The organism is Prevotella multiformis DSM 16608, from assembly GCF_000191065.1.
GTDB classification, from domain to species: Bacteria; Bacteroidota; Bacteroidia; order Bacteroidales; family Bacteroidaceae; genus Prevotella; species Prevotella multiformis.
This window is the reverse complement of record NZ_GL872283.1, coordinates 1,333,559-1,360,446: the sequence shown is the minus strand read 5'-3', so window position 1 is coordinate 1,360,446 and position 26,888 is coordinate 1,333,559. Positions and strand designations below refer to the sequence as shown.

General features: G+C 53.3%; 25 protein-coding genes. 10 read left to right on the top strand and 15 right to left on the bottom strand.

Going from position 1 to position 26,888, the window contains the following annotated elements; translation table 11 throughout:
• Positions 1-187: 187 nt before the first annotated feature.
• Together HMPREF9141_RS10915 and HMPREF9141_RS10910 are read left to right on the top strand one after the other, a co-directional pair.
• Positions 188-748: a TFIIB-type zinc ribbon-containing protein gene (locus tag HMPREF9141_RS10915; protein ID WP_040554853.1), complete on the top strand. Its 561-nt coding sequence runs from the start codon at positions 188-190 to the stop codon at positions 746-748.
• A gap of 141 nt (positions 749-889) precedes the next feature.
• Complete coding sequence (locus HMPREF9141_RS10910) at positions 890-3,604, top strand: calcium-translocating P-type ATPase, PMCA-type (RefSeq protein ID WP_007368816.1); 2,715 nt, start codon at positions 890-892, stop codon at positions 3,602-3,604.
• A 529-nt stretch (positions 3,605-4,133) separates the two neighbouring features.
• On the opposite strand, the gene mnmA is transcribed toward HMPREF9141_RS10910, so the two are convergent.
• Together mnmA and HMPREF9141_RS10895 are read right to left on the bottom strand one after the other, a co-directional pair.
• Positions 4,134-5,216 (bottom strand): tRNA 2-thiouridine(34) synthase MnmA, encoded by a 1,083-nt coding sequence (gene mnmA, locus HMPREF9141_RS10900; protein WP_007368814.1) that lies wholly within the window; start codon positions 5,214-5,216, stop codon positions 4,134-4,136.
• Between the two features lie 24 nt (positions 5,217-5,240).
• Complete coding sequence (locus HMPREF9141_RS10895) at positions 5,241-6,158, bottom strand: YitT family protein (RefSeq protein WP_007368813.1); 918 nt, start codon at positions 6,156-6,158, stop codon at positions 5,241-5,243.
• Positions 6,159-6,298: 140 nt separating this feature from the next.
• On the opposite strand from HMPREF9141_RS10895, the gene HMPREF9141_RS10890 reads away from it, so the two are divergent.
• The gene (locus HMPREF9141_RS10890) at positions 6,299-7,723 is read left to right on the top strand and encodes an alanine/glycine:cation symporter family protein (protein ID WP_007368812.1); all 1,425 of its coding nucleotides are present in this window, start codon (positions 6,299-6,301) and stop codon (positions 7,721-7,723) included.
• Between the two features lie 287 nt (positions 7,724-8,010).
• Here the strand turns inward: HMPREF9141_RS10890 and HMPREF9141_RS10885 are convergent, their stop codons facing one another.
• Entirely contained in the window at positions 8,011-8,442 is a 432-nt protein-coding gene (locus tag HMPREF9141_RS10885; protein ID WP_007368811.1) for a DoxX family protein, read from the bottom strand.
• A 262-nt stretch (positions 8,443-8,704) separates the two neighbouring features.
• Here HMPREF9141_RS10885 and HMPREF9141_RS10880 point away from each other — a divergent pair, with 262 nt between their 5' ends.
• Positions 8,705-10,264, top strand: coding sequence for a DUF438 domain-containing protein (locus HMPREF9141_RS10880; protein WP_007368810.1), 1,560 nt, complete (start codon positions 8,705-8,707; stop codon positions 10,262-10,264).
• Positions 10,265-10,279: 15 nt separating this feature from the next.
• On the opposite strand, the gene HMPREF9141_RS13935 is transcribed toward HMPREF9141_RS10880, so the two are convergent.
• A complete protein-coding gene (locus HMPREF9141_RS13935) occupies positions 10,280-10,408 on the bottom strand; it encodes a hypothetical protein (protein ID WP_007368809.1) in 129 nt (42 codons plus the stop codon).
• A gap of 5 nt (positions 10,409-10,413) precedes the next feature.
• Between HMPREF9141_RS13935 and HMPREF9141_RS10875 the strand changes: the two genes are divergently transcribed.
• Positions 10,414-11,019 carry a DUF4738 domain-containing protein gene (locus tag HMPREF9141_RS10875; protein WP_007368808.1) on the top strand — a complete coding sequence of 202 codons (606 nt, stop codon included), beginning with the start codon at positions 10,414-10,416 and terminating at the stop codon, positions 11,017-11,019.
• A gap of 132 nt (positions 11,020-11,151) precedes the next feature.
• Here the strand turns inward: HMPREF9141_RS10875 and HMPREF9141_RS13455 are convergent, their stop codons facing one another.
• Together HMPREF9141_RS13455 and HMPREF9141_RS10870 are read right to left on the bottom strand one after the other, a co-directional pair.
• Complete coding sequence (locus HMPREF9141_RS13455) at positions 11,152-11,313, bottom strand: hypothetical protein (RefSeq protein WP_007368807.1); 162 nt, start codon at positions 11,311-11,313, stop codon at positions 11,152-11,154.
• Between the two features lie 233 nt (positions 11,314-11,546).
• Positions 11,547-12,038, bottom strand: coding sequence for a hypothetical protein (locus HMPREF9141_RS10870; protein ID WP_007368805.1), 492 nt, complete (start codon positions 12,036-12,038; stop codon positions 11,547-11,549).
• Between the two features lie 334 nt (positions 12,039-12,372).
• Here HMPREF9141_RS10870 and HMPREF9141_RS10865 point away from each other — a divergent pair, with 334 nt between their 5' ends.
• Positions 12,373-13,245: an endonuclease/exonuclease/phosphatase family protein gene (locus tag HMPREF9141_RS10865; RefSeq protein WP_007368803.1), complete on the top strand. Its 873-nt coding sequence runs from the start codon at positions 12,373-12,375 to the stop codon at positions 13,243-13,245.
• Positions 13,246-13,639: 394 nt separating this feature from the next.
• On the opposite strand, the gene HMPREF9141_RS10860 is transcribed toward HMPREF9141_RS10865, so the two are convergent.
• On the bottom strand, positions 13,640-14,317 hold the full coding sequence (locus HMPREF9141_RS10860; RefSeq protein ID WP_007368802.1) for an OmpA family protein: 678 nt from the start codon (positions 14,315-14,317) through the stop codon (positions 13,640-13,642).
• A gap of 370 nt (positions 14,318-14,687) precedes the next feature.
• Here HMPREF9141_RS10860 and proS point away from each other — a divergent pair, with 370 nt between their 5' ends.
• From proS to HMPREF9141_RS10840, 4 genes are all read left to right on the top strand, one after another.
• Positions 14,688-16,169 carry a proline--tRNA ligase gene (gene proS / locus HMPREF9141_RS10855; RefSeq protein ID WP_007368800.1) on the top strand — a complete coding sequence of 494 codons (1,482 nt, stop codon included), beginning with the start codon at positions 14,688-14,690 and terminating at the stop codon, positions 16,167-16,169.
• Between the two features lie 76 nt (positions 16,170-16,245).
• Complete coding sequence (locus HMPREF9141_RS10850) at positions 16,246-17,181, top strand: hypothetical protein (RefSeq protein WP_007368799.1); 936 nt, start codon at positions 16,246-16,248, stop codon at positions 17,179-17,181.
• Between the two features lie 190 nt (positions 17,182-17,371).
• Positions 17,372-18,244, top strand: a complete 873-nt coding sequence (locus tag HMPREF9141_RS10845; protein ID WP_004352439.1) for a sigma-70 family RNA polymerase sigma factor — start codon at positions 17,372-17,374, stop codon at positions 18,242-18,244.
• Between the two features lie 175 nt (positions 18,245-18,419).
• The gene (locus HMPREF9141_RS10840; RefSeq protein ID WP_040554848.1) at positions 18,420-20,807 is read left to right on the top strand and encodes a TonB-dependent receptor; all 2,388 of its coding nucleotides are present in this window, start codon (positions 18,420-18,422) and stop codon (positions 20,805-20,807) included.
• A gap of 168 nt (positions 20,808-20,975) precedes the next feature.
• Here the strand turns inward: HMPREF9141_RS10840 and HMPREF9141_RS10835 are convergent, their stop codons facing one another.
• From HMPREF9141_RS10835 to atpC, 8 genes are all read right to left on the bottom strand, one after another.
• A complete protein-coding gene (locus tag HMPREF9141_RS10835) occupies positions 20,976-21,953 on the bottom strand; it encodes a F0F1 ATP synthase subunit gamma (RefSeq protein WP_007368796.1) in 978 nt (325 codons plus the stop codon).
• 12 nt (positions 21,954-21,965) lie between these two features.
• On the bottom strand, positions 21,966-23,549 hold the full coding sequence (gene atpA / locus HMPREF9141_RS10830) for a F0F1 ATP synthase subunit alpha (protein ID WP_007368795.1): 1,584 nt from the start codon (positions 23,547-23,549) through the stop codon (positions 21,966-21,968).
• A 12-nt stretch (positions 23,550-23,561) separates the two neighbouring features.
• On the bottom strand, positions 23,562-24,098 hold the full coding sequence (locus HMPREF9141_RS10825) for a F0F1 ATP synthase subunit delta (protein WP_007368794.1): 537 nt from the start codon (positions 24,096-24,098) through the stop codon (positions 23,562-23,564).
• Positions 24,099-24,104: 6 nt separating this feature from the next.
• On the bottom strand, positions 24,105-24,617 hold the full coding sequence (gene atpF / locus HMPREF9141_RS10820) for a F0F1 ATP synthase subunit B (RefSeq protein ID WP_007368793.1): 513 nt from the start codon (positions 24,615-24,617) through the stop codon (positions 24,105-24,107).
• Between the two features lie 52 nt (positions 24,618-24,669).
• Positions 24,670-24,909 carry an ATP synthase F0 subunit C gene (gene atpE, locus HMPREF9141_RS10815; protein WP_004352373.1) on the bottom strand — a complete coding sequence of 80 codons (240 nt, stop codon included), beginning with the start codon at positions 24,907-24,909 and terminating at the stop codon, positions 24,670-24,672.
• Positions 24,910-25,101: 192 nt separating this feature from the next.
• A complete protein-coding gene (gene atpB / locus HMPREF9141_RS10810) occupies positions 25,102-26,199 on the bottom strand; it encodes a F0F1 ATP synthase subunit A (protein WP_007368791.1) in 1,098 nt (365 codons plus the stop codon).
• On the bottom strand, positions 26,196-26,609 hold the full coding sequence (locus HMPREF9141_RS10805) for a hypothetical protein (protein WP_007368790.1): 414 nt from the start codon (positions 26,607-26,609) through the stop codon (positions 26,196-26,198). The genes atpB and HMPREF9141_RS10805 overlap by 4 nt, the downstream gene beginning before the upstream one ends.
• A 34-nt stretch (positions 26,610-26,643) precedes the next feature.
• Positions 26,644-26,883: an ATP synthase F1 subunit epsilon gene (gene atpC, locus HMPREF9141_RS10800; protein ID WP_007368789.1), complete on the bottom strand. Its 240-nt coding sequence runs from the start codon at positions 26,881-26,883 to the stop codon at positions 26,644-26,646.
• Between the last annotated feature and the right edge of the window lie 5 nt (positions 26,884-26,888).

Genomic DNA, 26,888 nt, shown 5'->3' with positions numbered 1-26,888 from the left:
GTTCTTGAACAGATCTTGAAGCAGATGCCGGACGGTGAAGATGGCCGTACCAGTAGAAAGGAGATTGTAGCTTTTAGCGCCTGCCTGCATTCTTGAGAAGCTCTCTTGGCCGAGAGGGAGGTACGCTTGCAATAATCTTTTTATTCCTGCATCCATCTCAACTATTTTTTATAATTTTGCCCCTCGTATGAGGTACACTGTCAAATGTAGCAAATGTGGCCGCGACTTTGTGGCTGAGACTGAGAAATATGGGACGATGAAGTATCGCTGTCCTTATTGCGGGAATGTGCTGAATTGCAGGTTCGATGCGCCGGAGCCGCTGCGTGTGCATGCCCGATCGGTCGTTCCGCTGGCTGTTGCCACCCCCGTTGCTGTGAAGAAAGCAGGATCGCTCCCTACGGTCTCGTCCCGTCTTGTCAGTTCGCCTTCGAAGGAGAAACTCGCCGAGATGCGTTCCAGGCTGGCTGAGGCTTCCCATCGTGCATTGCATGCTTCTATCCAGGCCGGTGAGACGTTGAAGAATGCCACCGAGACAACCAGCCGGTTTGTGAGCCGCTCGTCTTCATGGCTTCGCCGTTTTCAGGAGAAATATGCCGACGGCGACCTCTGGATATTCTTCGGCTTCAGCCTTCTCTTCATCCTTCTCGTCTTCGTCGGTCTCTTTGTCTGTGCTGAAGTCGTCAAGTTGCTTGCTGAAGGACATTCCTGGCTGTTCAAGAATTACATAGAGGTGAAGAATGCACTGTAGGGAGATGCCTTTTGCATCTCTTTCCCGGAGTTCTCCCATGGGAAGAGCATCGTGCGTGAGAGGAATGTCCATGGCAGTCCGCCTATTCCCATCGGTACCTCTTTCTGCTCGGCATCGTTCTCCGCACAAAGACAAAACATTATGAATCAGAAAAAGATATATACAGGACTTAACGACCGTGAGGTTGCTGACAGCCGCCGGAAATATGGCGAAAACCTCCTTACCCCACCTCGACAGACACCCCTTTGGCTGCGTTTCCTGCGGAAGTTCAAGGATCCGCTTGTCATCATCCTGATCGTTGCGGGATTCTTCTCAATCTGTATTTCCTTTTACGAGCACTATGGGCTGGACGAAGGGGCCGAGGTGTTCTTCGAGCCTGTGGGTATTTTTGTTGCCATCTTTCTGGCGACAGGGATGGCTTTCTTCTTTGAAGAGAAAGCCAACAGGGCATTTGCTGTCCTCAACCAGGTGGACGACGATGAACCTGTGGAGGTGATACGCAATGGCAACACGACGAAGATTGCCAAGCGGAATGTTGTCGTGGGGGATGTCGTCCTGCTGAATACCGGAGCGGAAGTGCCGGCCGACGGCGTACTGCTTGAGGCAACGGCTCTCCATGTTGACGAGTCGTCGCTGACCGGTGAGCCCGTCTGCCGCAAGAGCACACACAGGGAGGACTTCGACAAGGAGGCCACGTTCCCGACGGATCATGTGCTGCGTGGCACGAAGGTCATGGAGGGACATGGCGTTTTCCGTGTGGAGAAGGTCGGAGACAGTACTGAGAACGGAAAGGTTTTCGTGGCTTCACAGATTGACAACAGTGTGAAGACGCCCCTCACCGAGCAGCTTGAACGTCTCAGTCGGCTTGTCACCCGGGCGAGCTATGCCATTGCCGCCGTCATTCTCATCGCACGTCTGGCGATGTTCTTTCTCAGTTGTGATTTCAGCTGGATTCATTTCCTGCAATACCTTCTCGACTCAGTCATGATCTGCGTGACGCTCATCGTCGTGGCCGTACCAGAGGGTTTACCTATGGCGGTGACGCTTTCGCTGGCTTACTCCATGCGCCGCATGCTCAAGACCAGCAACCTTGTCCGCAAGATGCACGCCTGCGAGACGATGGGGGCGACGACGGTTATCTGTACAGACAAGACGGGGACACTGACACAGAACCAGATGCGGGTACATGAAATGGAAATCGACTGCACTACTGCCGAACATCAGGCACTGGCATGGGAAGGAATTGCCGTCAATTCGACGGCTTCTCTCGATTTCTCTGATCCCCGGCATCCGACAGTTCTTGGGAATCCTACCGAAGGCGCACTCCTGCTGTGGCTGCACGATCAGGGCTGTGATTACCGTCAGTTGCGTGCGGGTGCCGAGGTCATTGACGAACTGCCTTTTTCCACAGAACGCAAGTGCATGGGCACGCTTGTGCGCTCGGCCCGGCTGCCGGGAAAGACCATCCTGTATATAAAAGGAGCGACGGACATCATCCGGCACGATTGCACCTCCGTAATGGGTAACCGTTCCTGGGATGAGATCGGCGCCCGGCTGCTTGCATGGCAGAACCAGGCGATGCGTACATTGGGCTTTGCCTGTATGATCCTTCCTGAAGATTTCGGCATCAGCATGCAGGAGGGAGCCATCAGCAAGATACTCGACTCCATGAAAGAACGGCAATGCGGACTGGTCTTCCAAGGCATTGTAGCCATTGCCGATCCTGTCCGCAAGGAAGTGCCGGCTGCTGTTCGTGAGTGTCTTGATGCCGGAATCGACGTGAAGATTGTCACGGGCGACACGCCGGGGACCGCCAAAGAGATAGGTCGACAGGTGGGGTTATGGACAGAGAAGGATAATGACAGCAGTGTCATTACCGGTCCCGAGTTCGAGGCACTCAGCGATGACAAGCTTGCCAGACGTGTCGGCAGTCTGAAAATCATAGCCCGTGCACGTCCGATGGACAAGCGGCGGCTGGTCGAGGCTCTGCAGGCGCAGAATGAGGTCGTGGCTGTTACGGGTGACGGAACCAATGATGCGCCGGCTCTGAAGGCGGCCCATGTAGGTCTGTCGATGGGCGACGGGACAAGCGTTGCCAAGGAAGCGTCCGACATTACCATTATCGACAATTCTTTCCGTTCCATCGGAAGAGCGGTGATGTGGGGACGTTCACTCTATCAGAACATACAGCGTTTTATCCTTTTCCAGATGACTGTGAATGTCGCAGCCTGTCTCATCGTGCTGGCGGGTGCGCTGATCGGGACGCAGAGTCCGCTCACGGTAACTCAGATGCTGTGGGTGAATCTTATTATGGATACCTTTGCGGCCATAGCCCTTGCCTCGCTCCCGCCGTTGGAGTCGGTCATGCACGACAAGCCCCGTGACCGTCATGCGTTTATCATCACACCGTCTATGAACCGGCAGATCATCGGAGTGGGGGGATTCTTCTTTGCCCTGCTGTTGGGTCTGCTCTATCTGTTGGAATACGCATCTGTCAGTTCGATGTCTGGTCTTCTGGCGTGGCATGGCGGTGGAAAGCGTGAACTGACGAATCATGAGCTGAGCCTGTTCTTCACTGTCTTCGTGATGCTGCAGTTCTGGAACATGTTTAATGCACGTGCCTTTGCAACGGGGCGCAGTGCTTTCCACTTCAAAGGTTGCGGCGGTTTTGGTATGATCGCCCTGATGGTCTTCGTCGGGCAGGTTTTCATTGTGCAGTTCGGTGGCAGGATGTTCAATGTCACACCCCTCAGCCTGGCAGACTGGTTTGCCATCATTGCTTCTACCTCGTTTGTCCTGTGGATCGGCGAACTGGTCCGGCTGTTTGGCAGGAAGAGACGGAGTCTCTGGCAGTAGGAAGGGGAATGTAAAATAAGTTTTCCAGAAGAGTGCAGGCAGTCCTTGTAAAGCTCCATAAGGAGATTTCCCCATTAATTATATAGAGGAAGTCCCTCTCCCTTCCTTCCCCACATCAGAGAGACGCTTCATCTTCTTTCTTTGTAACATAAAAACAGCCATATCGAAGCGGTTCATGCTTCGATATGGCTGTTTGGGTTTATGTCCGTTCGTAAATCAAGAGACCCGTAAACCTCCCTCACAAAGCGACTTTAATATATACGGAATCTTCTGTAAAACTCTATTTTTTTCAAACCGTATATTTGATAATCAACAAGTTACATTTTCCGGGAATCTCATGTAAGGGAGTTTTGCAGAGGTTTCATACAGCTTATGGATGACCGATACGGATTCTTTTGCGTGAACAGAGTTTTGCTGAGGTGTCCAATTGCAGCTTTCTGGTACTTGTATTGCTCCTTAGAGAGACTCGTGTGAGATGGAGAGATAAGGTCTTCCTTTCCGCCGTTGAACGTGCGACCTTCTTTCTTTATCATAGTGCAATCTCTCCCGATCCGTAGCAGCGGTGGTGGCACTCGTCATAGACGACACAGAACTGTCCCGGTGCTACACCATGGATAGGTTCGGCAGAATGGATGATGCTCTTTCCGTCCGGCAGCTGCTCGACCGTTGCCGGGTGGTACTCCGGAGTATGGCGGATCTTGAAGGTGATCTTCTCGGGCAATCCCGTGACACCTTCTGTAAGGTAATGGAAGTCATGTAGCGGGAAATCGCTTTTGTAGGCTGTTTCCGGATCGTAACCATGACTGACGTAGAGGATATTCTGCACCACATCCTTCCGGACGACGAACCAGGGGCCTCCTCCGAGACCGAGGCCTTTGCGCTGTCCGATGGTATGGAACCACAGTCCCCGGTGTTCGCCGATCTTTTTCCCAGTCTCGAGTTCGATGATGTCCCCGGGCTGTTCGCCCAGATAACGGCGTACATATTCGTTGTAGTCGATGTTGCCCAGGAAACAGATCCCCTGTGAGTCCTTGCGGTGTGCATTGATGAGATGCTCCTGTTCGGCGATCCTGCGCACTTCGTCCTTCTCGTAGTGCCCGATGGGGAACACGGCTTTCTTCAGCTGCCAGTCGTAGATCTGTGCAAGGAAATCCGTCTGGTCTTTTACCGGGTCAGGACTTGTCGTGAGCCACTTGCGTCCGTCAATCCATTCCGTCTGGGCATAGTGTCCCGTAGCAATGAGGTCGTAGCCGTGTCCCATCTTCTCGTCGAAGGCACCGAATTTGATCAGCCGGTTGCACATTACATCGGGGTTGGGGGTAAAGCCGGCCTTCACCTTCTCCATCGTGTAGCGTGTCACCTGATTCCAGTACTCCTTGTGGCAGTCGACAATCTGCAGTCTGCAGCCGAAGCGGTGTGCAACGGCAGTCGCCATCTCCATGTCTTCCTCCGAACTGCAGTCCCATTCCTCCTTCTCTTCCGGACCGATTCTTATGTAAAAGCAGTCGGGATGCAGGCCGAGCCGTGCCAATTCGTACACGACAACCGAACTGTCCACGCCCCCTGACAGCAATACAGCGATACGCTTGTCCTTAAGTTCCTGAATATCCATCTTGTCTGTTTCTCCTTATTCTTGTTATGCCCGTTCCCTGACTGTTTCCTCGACGGTTCTCTTTTTGTGCGGCACCTTCATCCTGTCAAACCCCATGCCGTAGACACCGTTTACGACGCCCTGTGAGACGAAGGCGTTGGGGTCGATCTCGTCGATGACCTGATAGATGGAGTGCGCCTCTGAGCGGCGGGCGATGATAAAGAGCATACCCACTTTCTTTCCTGTATAGAAGCCGCGTGCCTCGATCAGGGTACAGCCTCTGTCTACATCGTTGTTGATTGCCGTGCCGATCTCTCCCCAGTGTTCCGAGATGACGAAGAACTGTACCGACCCGCGCATTCCGCTGATAAGATAATCCACCATATAAGTCATGACGAAGAGGACGATATAGCCATAGATGACCTTCTCCCAGTTTTCCAGGACAAGGTAGCTGGAAGTGATGATGCAGAGGTCGCAGGCCAGAATGACCCGCCCGAGCGAGATGTCACGGTACTTGTGGATCATTGCAGCGATGACATCCGACCCGCCCGAACTGGCATTGTACTGCAAGGCGATGCTTACTCCGATTCCTAACAGAACGCCGCCCACTACGCAGGCGAGGAACGGCTCGTTGGCAAAGAGCGCATGCTCGGCAAACACCTCCCGGAGGATGGACGTGGAAGAGGCGAACACCAGAACGGCGAAGATGGTCCTGACACAGAACTTCCATCCGAGTATCTTCAGGGCGACGAAGAGCAGAATGCCGTTGATGATGAGGTAGGTGTACTGTACGGGGATGTCGAATCCCCACTGTATGACGGATGCGATGCCGGCTATTCCGCCGATAGTGATGTGATGCGGAAGCAGGAAGGCACACCAGCCGAAGCTGCCGATGACCATCGCCAGTGCAATCATGAAGAACTCGCCTACGTCTCTGAACTTGCTTTTTCTTTTACGTACCATGTGTTTATCAGTTGTTAGTAGTGTGCAAAGTTAGTGAAAATATCGTGAAAGTCAATTTCAAGAACCGTTTTTTCTGTACCGATCGGGAATATTCTCGATCGTTTTTTGTATTTTTGCGGCTCACACAAAAGTGTCGACCTATGAAGGAAATATTTTCAGCTGACGGATGGTTGAACAGTTCTATCGTGTCAATCAATGATTTTCTGTGGTCTTATCTCCTTGTGGCAGGCCTTGTCGCCTGTGCCTTGTGGTTTACCTGGAAGACGCATTTCGTACAGTTCCGTATGGTAGGCGAGATGATCCGCCTGCTGGGGGAATCGGCGGACAGGCAGGATGCCGGCGAGAAGCACGTCTCTTCTTTCCAGGCTTTTGCCGTATCGATTGCCTCCCGTGTCGGGACGGGCAACCTCGCCGGTGTGGCAAGTGCCATCGCCATAGGCGGGCCGGGAGCCGTCTTCTGGATGTGGGTGATAGCCCTCCTGGGGTCGTCGACGGCTTTTGTCGAGTCTACGCTCGCCCAGCTTTATAAGCGCCGACATGCCGACTCGTTCATCGGTGGACCGGCTTATTACATCCTGTACGGTATGCACTGCAAATGGATGGCGAAACTCTTTGCGGTTCTTATCACCATGACGTTCTGTATGGCGTATATCTCCGTGCAGAGCAATACCATTTGCGGTGCCATGCAGAAAGCCTTTTCCATTGATCCGTTCTGGATGGGTGTAGTGCTTGCGGTACTCTCACTGGCAATCGTCTTCGGGGGCATCCAGCGCATTGCGAAAGTGAGCAGCGTGCTCGTTCCGTTGATGGCAGTGGGGTATGTGATTCTTGCACTTGTCATCATCGCCATGAACCTCCAGCTGATTCCTCATGTCTTCCGTATAATCGTAGAAAACGCCTTTGGTATCGGGCCAGTCGTCGGCGGCGGGCTGGGAGCCACGATGATGAACGGCATCAAGCGGGGACTTTTCAGCAATGAGGCGGGCGAAGGTTCCGCCCCCAACATCGCTGCTACCGCATCGACCAGTCATCCCGTGAAGCAGGGACTTATCCAGTCGCTCGGTGTGTTCACTGACACCCTGCTCGTCTGTAGCTGTACCGCTTTCATCATCATCATCAGCGGGATTTATACCTGGAGTTCCGAGTCCGGGATCCTGCTTACGCAGGGCGCATTGGAGAACGAGGTGGGCGGCGCCGGACCTGTCTTCGTCGCCATTGCCATCTTCTTCTTTGCGTTCAGCAGCATCATTGGCAACTATTACTATGGCGAGGCCAACGTGCGTTTCCTAACCCGCCGGTCTTCCCCCATCCTCTTCCTCCGCATCATGACAGGCGGTGTGATGGTTCTGTTCGGTGCCCTTGCAAGTCTCGATCTTGTATGGAGTCTCGGCGACCTTTTCATGGGACTGATTACCGTCTGCAACCTCATAGCCATCTTCTCACTTGGAAAATATGCTTTCCGCCTGTTGGAAGATTACAGGTCGCAGAAGCGTTCGGGTGTGAAGAGTCCCGTATTCCGGCGTGAGACGATGCCGGAGATCGCAGAGGAACTGGAGTGCTGGTAGTGCCCCGGTCTCTGGTTCTTGCCACGAGTTGTTCCCTTCCGGACAACGACGGCAGGCGTGCAAGCCCTCTGTACGACCGGTTTCGGTCATCAGCACATCGGCAGGAAGTAGGGCTCGTTCCTGTCACCGGCATGCGGGCAGAAGGGATCGGCCGGCCTGTATGGAAAATGTTTACCGGACAGCAATCTTCTTAAATCGTCTTGAAAGTCGGATGACTATCCTTCACTTTGCAGGCCGGTTCTGGAAATGTCGTCCCTCTGCATCTTCTTGCAGGCATGCTGCCGGGTTCAGTTCACATGCTTCATCCTGTCGGCGACGAAGTCGTCGAAGGAATATTTCCCGGCACCGGCGAACCATGAGAGGAGGAAGACAACAAGGTAGAGGAAAGCCGGTTCGCCGGCATTGACCGATCCTCCGTGGACGGTGGCGAAGGCGACGGGCATTGTCAAAATCATCGGCAGCAGGGGCAGCCGGGTGAGGAAGCCCAGTGCGAATGCGACCCCACAGACCAGCTCGCCGAAGATGGTCAGGGCGACCGCCGCGTCACCGCTCATGCCGAAAGGGGCAGGGAAGTGAGCTGCCGTCTCGGCGAAGTGATTCAGCTTGTCAAGTCCATGACCGGCGAATGTCAGTCCGAAGATGAGGCGGGACGCCAGTAGTATGCAGGAAGTCTTGGGAGACTTCGGGGTCTCTGGGAACAGTAATCTTAAACTTTTCATTTTGTTATCCTTTCGTGTGAAGCCATGTCGCTGCCTGTAAATTTAGGGATTATGTTCCATCCTTGCAAAGAGTTTCTGCATAATAGGCCGCACCGTACCCGAAAATACCCTATACGTTGTAGCGGTATCCGACTGGGATGCAGGTCAAGGAAAGCCTCCTCTCCGAATTATCGTTATTTAACGTTCTGCGGGCACATTTGTTATCCTGAGGGTCGGCGGAAAGCGTTATCTTTGCGGCAGAATCAACAAATCAGTAACAGTTATGGCAAATAAGATGAAAGACTTTCTCCCGAAAATCGAGATGGAGAAGATGCAGATTCTGTTGGAGACGGAAGAGAAGTACGAGACAGGACAAATCACATTGGAGGAAGCCCGTGAGGTGATGCGGACGAAGGTGGGCAGCATCCGCCCCTATCACATTGCCTACATGGAGCAGAACCTCAAGGCCGGAGATGACGATGAATGTATCCGGGTAGATATGCGCAAGGTGATGCAGATGCTGGACGGGTTCATGGACAACAGCCGTCCGGAGCTTCCCGCAGACCATCCCCTCACACATTATTATAAGGAGAATGACGAGATGCGCCGCCTGCTGCTTGCCGTGGAAGACCTTGTGCAGTATCCGATGATCAAGAACCAGTGGCTGGAACTCTACGACCAGATACGCCGGTATCCTGTCCATTACCAACGCAAGCAGAATCAGCTCTATCCGCTTCTGGAGCAGAAGGGCTTCGACCGTCCTACAACGACGATGTGGAACTTCGACGACCTTATACGGGACGAGATCAAGGAGGCTGCACAGCTGCTGGAAGAAGGCGATGAGGAACGCTTCATCGCAGCCCAGGCCCCGCTTGTCGCCCACGCCCGCGACCTGATGGAGAAGGAGGAGACGATCCTTTATCCTACCTCACTTGCGCTGATCACGCCGGAGGAGTTCGAGGAAATGAAGTCAGGCGACCGGGAGATCGGCTTTGCCTTCTTCAGTGTAGCCCCTTCTTCCGCATCACGTTCCCCACGGCCGGAACCCCATTCGGAGTTTGCCGCCGACCTGCAGGCCTTGCTCTGCAAGTATGGCTATTCGGCAGGGACGCAGCAGGAACTGGATGTGACGACGGGCAAGCTGACGCTGGAGCAGATCAATCTCATCTACAAGCATCTGCCGGTCGATATATCGTTTGTGGACGAGAATGAACTGGTGAAGTTCTATTCCGATACGGATCACCGTGTCTTCCCGAGGTCGAAGAATGTCATCGGGCGGCAGGTCGTCAACTGTCATCCCAGGAAGAGTGTGCACATCGTGAAGGAGATCGTAGAGAAGTTCCGCAGCGGAGAACAGGACAAGGCGGAGTTCTGGATCAACAAGCCGGAGGTGTTCCTCTACATTGTCTATATTGCCGTGCGTGATGCAGAGGGACGTTTCCGTGGTGTCTTGGAGATGATGCAGGACTGTACGCATATCCGGAAGCTGACAGGCTCGCAGACCTTGCTTACCTGGGTCGGTACAGAAGATGCGCAGGACGGATCCGGCGGTTCTGCACGTCCGGAGGATGCGGCGGAGACAGCAGCCTCGCAGGACGGAGAGAAAGACGGTGCGGAAAAGACCTCCGATGCTCTTGAACTTTCTCCTGACACACGTCTGAAAGACCTCTTTGCCGCTTATCCTCACCTGAAGAAGGAACTTGCGGCACGCTATCCCTCGTTCAAGATGATGAATACGCCTCTGGGCAAAATCATGCTCAAGAAAGCGACGATCCGTACAGCTTCCGAACGGTCGGGGCTGGGAGAGGAGCAGCTGATGAAGTTGATAAGGGAGTGCCTGTAACCCTGTCGCTGTCTGTCACGGCTGGTTGTCGCCGCCGTTCCCTCTGTCCGGACTGCCATCCGGACGGGGAACGGCGGCGACTTCTTTTCGTACCTCATTCTTGCAGGGTTCGGAGAAATTGCGTACTTTTGTGACAAGAATCATAGATTATGGCAAGACGAATATTCCGGTTCCTGCTCATGGGACTGATACTCTTAGGAGTAAGTGCCTGCAGGCAGGAAAAGAAATCAAACGATATTATCACGAAGATTGCGCCCAGGCCCAAGGTGCCCGCCGGTCCGCAGCAGATGTCCGACTTCCAGTACGAGAAGAAGGTGCAGTGGCTGGGAAGTACGTTCACAATCCGTATCCGCCGCTTCGCCGACAAGTCGCTCGCCATGGTACACGACGAGGACGGCAGGGAGTATTACGATAACAAGATCCTGCTTCAGGTGCTGCGGCAAGACGGTTCCCTGTTCTATGACCGTACTTTCACGAAGGATGATTTCAGGGATTGTACAGACAGTCAATACGGAAAGAACGGGGCACTTGTCGGTTTCATGTTCGACCGTGCAGAGGGGAAAGTGCTCTGTTTCGGCGCCAGCGTCGGATCTCCCGACCCGAACAGCGACGAGTATGTCCCCATGGACGTGACACTCGACAACATGAGCCACCTTCGCATCCGCAAGGCCACCCAGCTTGACACCTCCAGTGACCAGACTTCTCCCGAAACACCGAAGACGGAACAGGAACTGTCCGAGGAAGAAGGGGTGTGACGGATGTGTGTATGTGTGGAAACAGAAGCATCGGCATCAGGCCGGAGAACAGTTTGCAACGGAGATACAGACGCATCGTATGACGTTTTTCAAGTGACAGTCCCCCCCTGAAAACAGGAAAAGCCCATTTCTCTACTCATTATCGAGTTTGGAAATGGGCTTTTCTTCGTATGCCCAGCATGGGCATTGCCTGCCGGCTGTGAGTCCCCGGTAAGTCCTGACAGCGGGATTTGGATGGTCATAGTGCATGGCAAACATCGTCATGCTGTCGTTCTCTACTTGAGACATCAACATCCGACATCTCCTCCCTTCCTCTCGGTTCGTTTAGCCAAGTTTCATATTCAAGGGAACAGGAGGAAGGTCACCGTTGCCGTCTGTGCGTCCGCTGGTGAAGTAACGCCTCCTCTTTTTCGGGTACGTCTTGCACAACCGCCGCACCTCAGCCTGATGCCGGGTGTAGGCCGTCGTGTCAGTCACATAGAACTGGTAGCATCTTGAATCCCCGGTCTCTCTCACCGGCCCTTCGTTTACCTCTCCGACGACAACGACGCCCAGTCTGTCGTAGAACTTCCATTCGGTCGTTTCCCCGGCCTCATAAGGCAAGGGAATTTTATCAGCTGCCGTTCCGACAGCCCCCGCTTCTCACAGACGAAGGCGGCCGGACGGCAGCCGCGTTCCCCGCTCAGGACGATATGTGCGTCGTCTTCATACAGTACATCGCGCGGCGAGAAGAAGCCGGCAATGAAAATGTAGGAGATGCCTGCCAGCAGCATGACACCTGTCAGGGCGATACCCAGCAGCACCGCCCCCACCTTGCTGTAGTCTGCCACCCAGTCTACAAGCCGTCCGAAGAGATAAAGCCACGACGGTGCCGTCCACAGCATGGCATGATAGAGAGCTGTGTCCAGTGTGGCGTTGGGCAGAGCGTTGTCCGGCTGGAAGAAATGAAGCCCTAACCAGCAGAGGCTTACGAGGCAGTTCAGACAGATGATGAAACAGAAGAATCGCTTTATCGTCATATGTTTTTACGGATTTTGAGGGAAAAAGATAAGATGGGCTCATAAGAACCCTTGGCCTCTGGCGCTTTTGTTTTCATATCGGGAAGCCGTCATCCGCCCAGGCTTCAGTAGGTATGCCCTTTACAGGCTGACGGCTGTCTGCAAATTTATAAAAAACTGTGATTTACAAGCCAGTTGGATAAAGAAGGTCCTTTGTCTTTAAGGGAAAATAACAGATTATTTTCAGAAAGCGGCTGCAGACCGGCTTTTCTTATGTGTACAGACAAATCATGCCGGTCACGCTCGCCTGTTACAAAAAGATTGCGTACTTTTGCAGCACATAAAAACCGGAATCATGTACAGACTGACAACACTCATCCTTGCAATGCTGCTTACCTGCAGCCTCTCTGCCCAGCGGCTCTATGTGGGCACGTATAACATCCGGTATGACAACCCGGATGACCGGAAGGAGGGCAATGCGTGGGCACAACGCTGTCCGCAGCTATGCGACTTCATCAACTTCGAGCAGCCTGCCGTCTTCGGCACACAGGAGGTACTTGTCACGCAGCTGCGTGACCTCCTGCAGGGTCTGGAGGCCTATGCCTACATCGGTGTGGGGCGTGATGACGGCAGGGAAGAGGGCGAATATGCGGCAATATTCTATCGGAAAGACCTGCTGAAACTGCTCGACAGCGGTAACTTCTGGCTCTCACAGACGCCCGAACGCCCTTCGCTGGGATGGGATGCAGCCTGCATCCGTATCTGTACGTGGGGGAAGTTTGAGGACAGGGCGACGGGAAAGCAGTTCTATTTCTTCAATACCCACATGGACCACGTGGGCACTGTGGCACGGCGGGAGAGTGCACGGCTCATCCTGCAACGTATCGGGCTGCTCGCCAAGGCGCAGCCGACGATTCTGACGGGCGACTTCAACGTTGACCAGACGGACGAGATTTACGGGATATTCTCCCGTTCGGGCATCCTGCGCGACTGCTATGCCAATGCCCGACAGCGCATGGCACCCACCGGTACGTGGAACGACTTCATGCAGGACAGCCGCAGCAATGCCCGCATCGACCACGTCTTCGTCTCTTCCGATTTCGACATTCCGCATTATGCCATCTTCACCAACAGCTACTGGACCGGCAAGTCGCGCCGCAACATCTCAGACCATTATCCGGTCATGGTAAAGCTCTCATTCTCCCCATGCGGTACGCCGGAGAAGTGATCCGAATCGTCTTTTGTCCCGGTCGATTATTGAGGTCTGAAAGGGTCTGATGTCCAGTGTGAATCCTCAGAATATGCCTGAAAACAAAGAAAAGCCCATTTCTCTACTCATGAGCGAGTTTTGAAATGGGCTTTTCTTCGTATGCCCAGCATGAGCATTGCCTGCTTGTGAGAGGTTCCGGGTAAGTCTGTATTCAGCATACCTGTCCGGCGGTATTCGGATTCCCAGCCGTTGGGAATGCGAGTACCAGCCGTTGGGAATACGAGTACCAGCCGTTGGGAATCCTGTTCCCGGTGGCTGGAAAGACTGTCTTTGCAGTCCTCAAGAGAAGCAGGAGGCCTTCCCTGTTCCCTCGACCCGTCTGTAGAGAGGGGCAGGGCGGTCTCTTCCCGGGTTACAACGTGCCGTTGTTAGCCTGGCGGACCATCTCGGAGGAAGCATAGAGATAGACCTCAACACGACGGTTAGCCTGGCTGACGGTCTTGTTCTCGATGGGGTTGGCACTTCCGAAGCCCTGTACCGAGCGGATCTGCCTGCCGGTGACGCCCTGCCCTTTCAGATAGGACGATACAGACTCGGCACGACGCTGTGACAGTGGGATGTTGATGTTGTCGTTGCCGGAAGCATCGGTGTAGCCCTGGATAGCAACGTCGCAGTTGGAGTTGCGTTTCATCAGTCCTGCGAACTTGGTAAGGTCGTTCTTGGCAGATACGTTCAGGTTGGAACCGTTCAGCGGGAAGAGAATTCCTGAATCGAAGGTGACCTTCACGCACTGCAGTCCGTTGGCATCTGTCACCTTGTCGACGCGGGCATTCGGCAGCGCCTGGGCTGCCTCGCGTGCCACTTTGTCCATGTGACGGCCGATGAGTGCGCCGGCTCCTGCACCGATGGCGCCGCCGATGGCTGCACCGATGGCCGTGCTCTTGCCATTGTGACCGATGATCTGACCGACAATGCCGCCAAGTGCCGCACCGGCACCGCCGCCGATCAATGATCCTGTACCCTGTTTCGTCTGGCAGCTTACGACAGTCAGTAAGCACATGCCGGCTGCCATTACTTTCATATTCTTCATAACCAAAACTGTTTATGGATTAATAATTATCTTTTACCTTCAGTGTCCGACATTGTCGCCGCACCGATTCTGTTTTATTCATGCAAAGTTAAACAAATATATGCTATGGGGCATTTATTGCCAACATTTTTTTGTATTTTTGCAGAAAGTTAGCTGCACTCGACAAATGGAAGCAAGCTTCCTTTGTGCTCGTTTGCATAATTTTTGCAGAGAATTAGCTGCACCCGACAGATGGAAATAAACTTTCCTTCGTGGTCGCCTGCTGATTTCTGTACAAAGTTAGCGTTTCCTGCAAAGGGGACAAAAGGGAAACTCCTATAAGAAAATGGGAATCCCCTAAAGAATTAGTATAAAGCAAAAAAATATAATTATGGCAAAAGAACTGAAACACATGACCAAGAGAGCGGAGAACTACTCTCAATGGTACAATGACTTGGTAGTGAAGGCAGAACTGGCGGAACAGTCTGCCGTACGTGGCTGTATGGTTATCAAACCCTACGGCTATGCGATATGGGAGAAGATGCAGGCGCAGCTCGACAGGATGTTCAAGGAGACCGGCGTGCAGAACGCTTATTTCCCGCTGCTGATTCCGAAGAGCTTCCTCTCCCGTGAGGCTGAGCACGTGAAAGGATTTGCCAAGGAGTGTGCCGTGGTGACGCACTACCGCCTGAAGGCAACGGAGGACGGCAACGGCGTCGAGGTCGACCCCAATGCGAAACTGGAGGAGGAACTCATTATCCGCCCTACGAGTGAGACCATCATCTGGAACACCTATAAGAACTGGATCCATTCGTGGCGTGACCTGCCGCTGATGTGCAACCAGTGGTGCAACGTCATGCGGTGGGAGATGCGCACACGGCCGTTCCTCCGCACGTCGGAGTTTCTCTGGCAGGAGGGACACACCGCCCACGCCACCCGCGAAGAGGCGGAGAAGGAGGCGCAGACCATGCTGCGCGTCTACGCCGACTTCGCCGAGAAATGGCTCGCCGTACCGGTTGTGCAGGGTGTGAAGAGCGAGACGGAGCGTTTCGCCGGTGCGCTGGACACCTATACCATCGAGGCGATGATGCAGGACGGAAAGGCTCTGCAGAGCGGTACGTCCCACTTCCTGGGACAGAACTTCGCCAAGTCGTTCGATGTCACTTATCTCAACAAGGACAACAAGCCGGAGTATGTATGGGCAACATCATGGGGGGTCAGCACACGCCTGATCGGTGCGCTCATCATGACCCACTCCGACGACAACGGCCTGGTGCTCCCTCCGCGTATCGCACCGATTCAGGTGGCCGTCATCCCTATTTTCAAGGGGGAGGAGCAGCTGAAGGAACTTTCCGAAAAGCTGCAGCCGGTCATCGACGATCTGCGCTCGCTGGGCATCACGGTCAAATACGATGATTCCGACAACAAGCGTCCGGGATTCAAGTTCGCCGATTACGAGTTGAAAGGAGTGCCGGTGCGGCTGGCTATGGGCGGCCGCGACCTGGAGAACAACACCATTGAGGTGATGCGCCGTGACACGTTGGAGAAGGAGAGCGTCAGCTTCGACGGCATCGTCGGGCGTGTGAAGAGCCTCCTTGACGACATTCAGGACAACATCTTCAAGAAGGCAAAGGACTTCCGCGACGCACACATCTACGAGTGCGAAGACTATGAGGAATTCAAGGCGAAGGTAAAGGACGGGGGCTTTTTCCTCTGCCACTGGGACGGTACCGAAGAGACCGAGGCGAAGATCAAGGAAGACACGCAGGCCACTATCCGCTGCGTTCCTTATATGTTCGAGCAGACACCGGGTACGGACATGGTAAGCGGAAGGCCGGCCAAGTATCGCGTCATCATTGCAAGATCCTATTGACAGCCGGAGGCAGGGATTGGACCATCATCCCTGCCTTCCAACACCTAATAAACATTTAAACTAAACAACAACGCTTATGAAAAAGACATTTCTTACTTTTGCACTGCTTCTTGCCGTCACGGCACTGAGTGCACAGACACTCCTCAAAGTCAGCCTGCAGAAAGGCGACAAAGCGACCTATGAGAATGTTACCAGCATCGGCATGACGGCTCCCATGGGGGGAGGCTCGCAGAGCGTAAAGGTGACCAACAGGACATTTGTCGAGGTGAAGGATGCCACCCCTGATGGCTACAAGGTGGAGTTCCTCACGAAAGACACGAAGACGGAGGGGAATACGGAACTGGCTTATCAGGTGGGCGACCGGCTCAGCCGTTTTGTCGACAACGTGCCTCTTCTTTTCCAGACGGATGTGAACGGTGGACTGCAGAAGCTGTTAAACTATGAAGAGGTGGTAGGGAAGATGACGAGGGCTGCCCTTGCCGAAATCGATTCCACCTACAAAAAGAATCCCGATATGGAGAAGGTTTCGCCGAAGGCAAAGATGATCATGGCATTGAACGACCTGTTCTCTGAAAAGAGCGTCACAGACAACTTCAAGGAGAAGAGCCTCTTCAATCTTTATGGAAAGACCCTGAAGACCGGCGACAAGGAGGACAAGGAAATACAGGGCATCAAGTCGATTGTCAGCTATGAGGTAAGCAATATTCTCGGGATGCTCACGGTAGTGTCGCAGAGCAAGGCCAATATGGGAGAGAAGGATGTCAAGGCTTTCCTCATAGGCAATATGAAGAAGATGGGAATGGGAGAAGAGGTCACTTCCCAGATTGAGAACAACTGGGAACAGATGAAGGCCATGGGAATGACCGACATCGACTTCAACGGTACGGACACTTATCACTTTCTGAAGAACGGATGGTTGAACGACCAGACCGGGAAGGGGAAGATGAAGATGATGGGAATGAACATGGAGATGGAATCCACCTCAAAACTGATAGAACATAGTTGGAAATAACGATTTCCTCCCGGTCAATTCCTCTCCAAGGAGTTCACAATCACAATCCGACCTATAAAAAAACGTAAAAAATCCCAAACGGGACACGCTCCGTTTGGGATTTTACCTATTTATATGTACCTTTGCACGCCGTATCAGATCTGGATAACGGGAAACAGCTATATTTTAAGGAGGAAATAGTACACAATTCATGAGACAACTTAAGATTTCGAAGAGTATCACCAACCGATCGAGTGAGGCACTGGACAAGTATCTCGTTGAAATCGGGCGTGAGCCGATGATTACTGTTGACGAAGAGATTGAGCTGGCACAGGAAATCCACAAGGGCGGTCGCAAGGGCGAGCGTGCCAAGGAAAAGCTGATCAAGGCCAACCTCCGTTTTGTCGTTTCCGTGGCCAAACAGTATCAGCATCAGGGACTCTCTCTCACCGACCTTATCGATGAGGGGAACATCGGTCTGGTAAAGGCTGCCGAGAAATTCGACGAGACGAGAGGGTTCAAGTTCATCTCGTATGCTGTCTGGTGGATTCGTCAGAGTATTCTGCAGGCCATTGCCGAACAGAGCCGTATCGTGCGCCTGCCGCTGAACCAGGTGGGAGCCATCTCGAAAATCAATCAGGTCACGAATGAGTTTGTGCAGAAGCACAACCGCCGTCCGTCCATCCACGAGCTGGCCGAGCTGACCGGCATCGACGAGGCACGTATCCGTCAGAGCCAGAGCGCCGACAACCACCACATGAGTATCGACGCGCCGTTCAGCGATGACGATGACAATTCAATGAGTGATATGCTGTCATCGGGTGATGACTCGCGCACCGACCGTGGCGTTGACTTCGAGTCAATGTCTGACGATCTTCGTGCTGTTCTTCAGAACACGCTGAAGGATCGTGAGATCAAGATCGTCACGGAGTGTTTCGGCATCGGCTGCCAGGAGAAAGGGTTGGAAGAAATCGGTACGGAAATGGGACTGACCCGTGAGCGTGTCCGCCAGATCCGTGAGAAGGCTATCGAGAAGATCCGTGAGAGCGGCAATGCCCGTGTGCTGATGAAGTACTTGGGCTGAAACAGTCAAACCCATAAGAAGAATGATTCGGAGAGTCCTGCAATGTCGATTGCGGGACTTTTTCTTTTAAAGAATACCGGCCGTGGCGGCCGGGTACGTCGGGGGGATGCTCTTTCTCTCCGGAGACTGTCGGGCGAATGCAATAAAACAAAGGGCTCTGCGTTATATAGAAGTTATGAAACGTAAGGACATCCGAAAACATATATTACTGCTGTTGCTCCTTCTGACAGCTCAGCTGGTACCGGCACAGACATTCACGCTTCAGGGAAAGGTCTCCGACAAGGACGGCAATCCGATAGAACTGGCCTCTGTCATGGTCGTGTCGCAGGGAAAGCTGTCGATGACCAACCTCAAGGGAGAGTTCAGCATGCAGCTGCACAGCGAAGACTCCGTAAAGGTGCGCTTCTCGATGATAGGCTATAAGTCCAAGACGAGGGTGCTGCGCCGTCCGAAGGGGAAGCAGACACTGCTTGTCCAGCTCGCTGACGACAATGCGCTGCAGGAGGTCGTTGTCGAAGGGAAGAACAAACAGCACGGAACAACGGAGGAACTTGATGTCCAGAAGACAAGGCAGGGACCGTCTGCATCAGGCAATGCGGTGGAAGAGATGGTGCAGACACAGGCCGGTGTATCGACCCACTCGGAGCTGTCTTCACAGTACAACGTGCGCGGCGGTTCATTCGATGAGAACTCCGTATATATCAACAATGTAGAGGTGTTCCGTCCTTTCCTCGTGCGTAGCGGACAGCAGGAAGGCCTTTCCGTCATCAATCCGGGCATGGTGGAGAGTGTCGGCTTCTCGGCCGGCGGGTTTGAAGCAAAATATGGGGACAAAATGAGTTCCGCATTGGATATCACCTATAAACGGCCAAAGAAGACGGAAGCCTCTGTTTCAGCCTCGCTCTTAGGAGCAAGTGCCTACTTCGGACTGGCTACAAAGAAGTTGACATGGACCAACGGCGTGCGCTATAAGACCAACCGCTACCTTCTCGGTTCGCTCCAGACGAAGGGAGAATACCGGCCGTCGTTCCTTGACTATCAGACTTATCTGTCGTGGCAGCCTGATAAACGCTGGCAGATGGACTTCATCGGGAACATGTCCGACAATCACTATGACTTCCAACCGGAAGACCGTGAGACGAACTTCGGCACACTGCAGAACGTAAAGAAATTCCGTGTCTACTTCGACGGACAGGAGAAGGATCTCTTCCGCACGTTTTTCGGTTCGCTGGGCGTTACACGCCATCTGTCGTCCCGTACAGATCTGTCGCTCCTTGCATCCGCTTTCACGACCAAGGAGCAGGAGCGGTACGACATTCAGGGACAGTACTGGCTCACGCAGACCGAGACCTCCGAGAACCTGGGTGTAGGAACCTATATGCAGCATTCACGTGACTATCTCCATGCCGATGTGAAGAGTCTGAAGCTGATGGTGCTGCATCGTGCCGGCAGACACAGAATAGAAGGGGGACTGACTTATAAGGTGGAAAAGATAACGGAGAACTCGGCTGAATATGAATACCGTGATTCAGCAGGTTACAATATTCCTCATACAGGACGTGACCTGAAGATGATCTACTCGCTGCGGGCACGCAACGATCTGAATGCGAAACGCTTCGAGAGCTATCTGCAGGATGCGTGGAATTTCCAGACACGCGATTCCGTGCCGACGCTCTTCACCTTGAATTACGGTGTACGATTCGCCCACTGGGACTTCAGCGGTGAGAGCCTCTTTTCGCCCCGTGCTTCCCTCACCATCACGCCGGGCAGGAACCGCAATCTCAGTTTCCGTATTGCAGGCGGCCTCTATTATCAGGCGCCGTTCTACAAGGAACTCCGCGACACGTCGATGGTCAACGGCATCACATACGCCACACTCAATCAGAAGATCCGGGCACAGCGTTCCATCCATGCCCTGGCCGGTATGTCCTATCGTTTTGAAATGCTGGGCCGTCCTTTCAAGTTCACGGCCGAGGCCTATTACAAAGCGCTCTCACGACTTGTTCCTTATTCTGTTGACAACGTGAAAGTGACGTACTATGGCGATAATACGGCTACAGGGCATGCCGCAGGGCTCGACCTGAAACTCTTTGGCGAGTTCGTCCCAGGTACTGATTCATGGCTGACGCTCAGCATCATGAACACCAGTATGAAGCTGAACGGCAGGCGTATTCCGCTCCCGACGGATCAACGGTATTCGTTGAATCTCTACTTTACCGACTTCTTCCCCGGGTCGACACGCTGGCGGATGTCGTTGAAACTGGCTTTTGCAGATGGACTTCCCTTCTCTGCTCCGCATAGGGAACTGGAGAGCAATACTTTCCGTGCACCTGCCTATCGTCGTGCTGACATCGGCATGAGTTACCGTCTGCTGGACAACCATGATGGCAGTCGTAACATCATCTTCAAGAACATCTGGCTCGGCATAGACTGTCTCAACCTTTTCGGTATCAATAATGTCAACTCCTATTATTGGGTGACGGACATTGCCGGTCAGCAATATGCCGTCCCGAACTATCTCACGGGAAGACAGATCAACGGAAGGCTCACGGTAGATTTCTAAAGTGCGGACGGAAGACCGTGTCTTCGGATGAATCTCTTTGCAAAGGGCACATCATGCAATCGGGATTTACGGTTACAAAAGAAACAGGGACAGGCTGTCAACCTGTCCCTGCTGCTTTTGCTTTCTGTCCTGTCTGCTGCAAAGAGGACAGGACGACTGTCTGTCATCTCAGTTGTTCACCGTACCACCGACAATATCAAGAAGTTCTGAAGTGATGGCTGCCTGACGCGACTTGTTGTACTGCAGGTGAAGCGAACGAAGCAGGTCATCGGCATTGTCCGTTGCCGTCTGCATGGCGACCATACGGGCTGCATGCTCGGAAGCATTGCTGTCCAGAAGCGCCGTGAAGACCATGTGATGGAGCAGCTTGGGCACCAGTGTCCGCAAGACGGTCTGCAGGTCGGGCTCGACGATAAAGTCGTCGTTGAGGGGGACGACCGCCTCTGTGTCCGACTTCCGTGCGGTACTTTCCCCCTTTTTCTTGAGATACTCCTGTGCGGCTTTTGAGGAGACGTTCGACGAGAGGTCACGTTCCGTATCTGCATTGAGTTCCTCCTCGAGGTCGATCGGGAGGAAGTTCTTGCGTTGGAGAATCTGACTGCCTGCACTTTTGAAGTGATGGTAGATCATTTCTACTCTGTCAAACTCACCGTCCAGCCACTTCTGTCCCAGTTCCTTTGCAATGTTGCGGCAATCCTCGGAGTTGGGTTTCTCGGCAAGGTTAGGGTAGGGGTACACGCAGGTATATCCGCACTTCTTCGCTTTCTCTGCGACCTTCCGTCCGATGGGATAGATGACAATATCCTTGTCGGTCAGTCCCATGGCGTGATACTCGGCAATCGCCTGTAGCATGAGCTTGATGACATTGGCATTGAATCCGCCGCAGAGAGAACTGCTGGAGGAGAACACAAGCAAGGCGACACGCTTCACAGGCCGCTGCACATCGAACGGAGTATCCGTATCGGGCGTAGAGACAAGGAACGTCTTGAGAATGTGTTCGAGCATAGCCTCGTAAGGAAGCATACTCTCGATGGCATTCTGCGCATGGTGCAGCTTGCTCGAGGCAACCATCTTCATCGCACTCGTGATCTTGCGAGTACTCTGAACACTGGCTATACGGGTCTTGATTTCCTTTAACGATGCCATTCCTTATTGTCTTTATTTGTATTGTCCGGCAATATTGCCCATGACTTCCTCAATCACCTTTACAGAAGTTTCTTCCAGCTTCCCGGAAGCCAGTTCGCTGATTACGTCGGCATGAGCAGAGCGCATACTGTCGAGGAACTGGTCCTGGCAGCTGCGGATCTGGTCGACCGGCACATCCCGCATCAGTCCGTGTACGCCGCAATAGAGGATGGCTATCTGTTCTCCGACCGGCATAGGATTGTACTGCGGCTGAATCAACAGCTGGTTGTTCTTACGGCCGCGGTCGAGGGTCATTGCGGTGACCTTGTCCATATCGGAAGAGAACTTGGAGAAAGCCTCCAGCTCCCGGTACTGCGCCATGTCGATTTTCAACGTACCGGCCACTTTCTTCATGCTCTTCACCTGTGCCGATCCGCCTACACGGGATACGGAGATACCCACGTTGATGGCGGGACGGAAACCTTGGTTGAAGAGGTCTGTCTCAAGATAGATCTGACCGTCAGTAATGGAAATCACGTTGGTGGGGATGTATGCTGACACGTCACCTGCCTGTGTCTCGATGATGGGCAGGGCGGTGAGTGATCCGCCACCCTTTACATGCCCCTTCATGCATTCGGGCAGGTCGTTCATTCGTTCGGCGATCTCCTGCTGGTCGTTGATGCGTGCGGCACGTTCCAACAGACGTGAGTGGAGATAGAATACATCTCCGGGATAAGCTTCACGACCGGAAGGGCGACGGAGAATCAGGGATACCTCACGATAGGCAACCGCCTGCTTTGACAAGTCGTCATAGACGACAAGGGCAGAGTAGCCGCGGTCGCGGAAGTACTCGCCGATGGCTGCACCGGCAAACGGAGCATAATACTGCATGGCGGCCGGGTCGGCGGCTGTCGCGCTGACGATGATCGTATAAGGCAGTGCTCCATGATCCTTCAGGTTCTGCACCAGGGTCGCTACGGTAGAAGCCTTCTGGCCGATGGCGACATAGATGCAGTAGACCGGTTTCCCCTGTTCGTAGAAGCTCTTCTGATTGATGATGGTATCTACGGCGATAGCAGTCTTGCCGGTCTGCCGGTCGCCGATGATCAGTTCGCGCTGGCCACGGCCGATAGGAATCATCGAGTCGACAGCTTTCAGACCGGTCTGCAAGGGTTCTTTCACCGGCTGACGGAAGATCACCCCCGGAGCCTTGCGGTCCAGCGGCATCTCGAAGGAGTCGGCCAGATCAATGTCGCCCTTTCCGTCGATTGCCTCTCCGAGCGGGTTGACTACACGTCCCAAGAAGTTGTCATTGACACGGATGGAGGCAATGCGGTGCGTACGTTTCACGCTTTCTCCCTCTTTGATCCCTGAGGTAGGTCCCAGGAGAATACAGCCGACATTGTCTTCCTCGAGGTTCATGACAATTGCCATGGTGCCATTCTCAAATTCAAGCAACTCATTGGCTTCAGCGTTGCGAAGACCATAGACACGCGCCACGCCGTCGCTGACGGTCAGGACTGTGCCGACTTCCTCAAACTTCTCCTCAGAGTTGATGCCTTGAAGCTCCTTTGCAAGAATCTCAGACACCTCACTTGGTTTAATTTTATCTGACATGTTATTAATTTATTACTTTTTTAATTGTGTGAGGATAGCATTCAGTTTGTTCTTCACGCTGGCGTCCATTCTGTAAGTATCATACTCGAGGATAAATCCGCCGATGAGTGAAGGGTCGACCTCGGTGTTGAACTCGACAGCTCCCTGTGCCCTGGACTGGACCAGTGCCTTCATCTTGTCTTCTGTCTGCGGAGAAACAGGTGAAGCGGTGATGACTTTTCCGCGAATGATGTTCTTCTGCTTGCGGTACAGGGTAACATAGTCATTCGCCATGAACTGCAGCAACTCCTCCCTGTCCTTCTTCATGACGAGGGACAGGAAGTTCGCGATCAGTTCAGGGCAGTCATCTCCACAGGCCGCTTCCAGCAGCTTGCGTTTCTTCTCTTTCGGGAGCATCGGATTTTCAATCGCCGCACGGAGTTCCGGTACTTGGAGATAACTCTGGGCAAGGGTCTGCATAACGGGATAGACCTTGTCTTCGAGTTCTTGCTCACAGGCACTCTTCAGCAGCGCACGGGCATAGCGAACCGATATTACACCTGTATTCATAAGCGATTATTTACGTTCTGTTCCGTTAGAAGAAGCAACTTCATCCAACAAGCTGTCGATGAGCCGGGTCTGCTCGGCTGAACCGGCAAGCTCCTTGTGCAGAATCTTCTCGGCAATCTGTACCGAGAGTTCTGCTACCTGCGAACGGATGTCACGAATAGCAGCCTGCTTCTGGTTTTCTATCTCAGCTTTGGCTTCTGCAAGGATGCGGGCGCTCTCTCCGTGTGCCTTCTCCTGTGCCTGTCCGACTATGGCATCCCGTGTGTCAGCCGCTTCCCGTAGGATCTGTGCCTGTTTCTCACGTGCTTCCATGAGCAGCTCCTCACCTTGTTTCTGAATGTTGGCAAGCCTCAAGTTGGCTTCCTCTGCCTTGGCAAGACTCTCGTCGATGTACTCCTTGCGCTCATTCACCATCTTGATGATCGAGGGGAAACCCCATCTCCACAAGATGAAGAAGACCACCAGAAAGACAAGGGTCATCCAGAAGAGCAAGCCACCATCTGGCAATAATAATGACATAAGCTGCTAAATTACTTTTCTTACCAATTGTTTTAATAGTCCTTCCTGCGGATTAGAATACACAGAGAAGGGCGATGATTGCTGCGAAGAAAGCAACACCCTCGACCAGAGCGGCTGCGATGATCATGGAAGAACGGAGGTCACCGATTTTCTCCGGCTGGCGCGCCATGGCATCCATAGCCTGACCACCGATACGACCAATACCAAGACCTGCGCCTACGGCTGCGATACCTGCACCGATTGCGGCGCCCAACTTTGCAGTTTCTGCTGCTAATAACAATGATGTCAACATAGTTTTTGCTTTTAAATATTAATTGTTTTATTCTTGTTTCTTTTACGGTCTAATGCCCTTTCATCCGTCAGGATCGTGCCGGGCGGCCTTTGACTTTTTCTGAAAGGGACTGTCAGGACGGCAAGGCCGGTCCGGCTTTTCTTTTCGTTTTCATCCCTTTTACTTTTTCTGTATTTACCGTTTGGCTTCCTCTTAGGCTTCAGCTTCGTGTACACGGGCCAGTGAGATGAATACTGCGCTCAGCATCGTGAACACCAGTGCCTGAATGAAGCTGACCAGGATCTCGAGCAGCATCATGAAGATGCTCATGCCCACGCTCACGACCGTCATCGAGGTACTCAGTACCACGCCCATTGTCGCCATGATGAAGATGATGCACGTCAGGGCCAGGGCTATGGCATGGCCGGCCATCATGTTGGCAAAGAGACGGACCATCAGGGCAAAAGGTTTGGTAAAGATACCGAAGATCTCGATGACCGGCATCAAAGGTACCGGTACTTTCAGCCATGCAGGCACCTCCGGCCAGAAAATGTCTTTCCAGTAATGCCTGGTTCCGGAGAAGTTGGTTACCAGAAACGTGCATGCTGCAAGGAAGAATGTAATCGTGATATTGCCCGTCAGGTTGCCGCCGCCCGGTGGGAACGGTACGATGCCCATCACGTTGGCGACGAAGATGAAGAAGAAACAGGTAAGCAGGTAAGGCGCGTATCTGTCGGACTCCTTGCCCAATGTCGGCCTGATCACCTCATCATATACGTACATCACAAACATGTGCATCAATCCTGTGAAACCCTTGGGAGCCTTGTCTGTGACCTTGTGCTTCCGGCACCAGCGTGCGGGAATGAGGATGCACAGCAACAGGAGGATCGCATCGATGAAGAGCACGCACACTGACTTCGTTATCGACAGGTCAAAGGGGCGCACTTCCGTCCCGTCCTTCTGCAGTTCGACGATTCGCCGTTCGTAGTTGCCCTTCGTTGCAATGAACAGATTCGGGTTGTTCCTGCAGGGGCGGTAGCCGGCGTGCGGGCCGCTTTCCAGCGGCTCTTCGGCAAAGTCCTCTGCCCATCCTGCGTACCACCCGTCGGATGTTTTCACGATGACCGGCAGGTTGATGATGACCGGCCTGTCACCGATGTTCGTGACATGCCACTCATACGAGTCCTTGATGTGTCCCCACAATATACCCTGCAGATCAACGCCTCCTCCCTTGCTCTCGGATGCTGCTGCCCCCGGCAGAAGCAGGAAAAGCATTGCGGTCATGCAAAGCAAATGCTTGAGATATTTCATTTGTCAGTTATTGGTTTATTGTTCTTTTCCACTTTTGAAAAATAGATGGTGTCGAATGCCAGCAGCACGAGATAGAAAACCATGAAGACGGCAGCAAAGCTGATGACCGCCTTGCGGTCTTTTGTCACCAGTGCGTAGACGAGGATGACCAGAAAGGCCAGCAGCATGCGCAGGAGCGACCCTGCAAGATAAAACTTGCCCAGGACCGCCGGCGACCTGCTGGCTATTGCTTTCCATGCCCCGCCATAGACGGATGCGGCAAGGACGGAAAAACAGGCGCTGATCGTTAGCATGCTGATGTAAGCAGCGTGTGCCGTCAGCTGTACGACAAGCAGTCCGACAAGGTAGAGCGCGGCGGTTATCCACAGGCTCACTTTGCTGTATTGCTTTTGTATCTTGTTGTAGTCCATCCTTTATGTCTTGTTACCGGTGTCTGCCGGATCCTCATATCTCCACGCAGAGGCTCACCTCGTTCTTCTTCACTTCGACGAAGCCGCCTGCGATCTGAAGTTCTTTCTTTGTGCCCTTTACGCTGTAGACGACCTTGCCTTCAACCAGTGTCGAGATGATAGGAGCATGGTCGTTGAGAATCTCGAACTGCCCCACAGTCCCTGGGACCAGCACGCTCTCCACCTCACCTGTAAAGACAATCCTTTCGGGGGAAACTATTTTAAGTGTCAACATAGACA